Raw genomic sequence first — 456 nt, forward strand, 5'->3', positions numbered from 1 at the left:
GGTGCCGTTGACGGCGTTGCCGGTGAGCACGAGGTTTTCCAGGTTGGCGCCGAGTGTCCAGTCAACCGATGCACGGACGGTGTCGATCTCGTTCGCCAGGGTGCTGGTTTCGGTGACGGTGTCGCCGATGTTGTCGACGATATAGGTGTCATTGCCCAGACCACCGATCAGCGTGTCGGCGCCGAGGCCGCCGTCAAGAATGTTATCGCCGTCGTTGCCGGTGATGCGGTTGCTGACCGCGCTGCCGGTGCCGTTGAGGTTGGCCGTGCCGGTCAGGATCAGGTTTTCGACGTTGGCGCCGAGGGTGTAGTCGATGAACGAGAACACGCGGTCGAGTGCGGTCAGCGAGGCATCGGTTTCGATCACTACATCGCCGACGTTGTCGACGTAGTAGGTGTCGACGCCATCACCACCGATCATGGTGTCGGCACCTGCGCCGCCATTGAGGGTGTTGGC

General features: G+C 62.3%; 1 pseudogene. It reads right to left on the bottom strand.

Annotated elements, in window-relative coordinates:
* A pseudogene (locus tag ACM6IN_RS20455) lies at nucleotides 1-456 on the bottom strand (serine 3-dehydrogenase); the annotation flags it as partial.

Source organism: Pseudomonas sp. IT-P395, from assembly GCF_949767675.1.
Taxonomy (GTDB): Bacteria; Pseudomonadota; Gammaproteobacteria; order Pseudomonadales; family Pseudomonadaceae; genus Aquipseudomonas.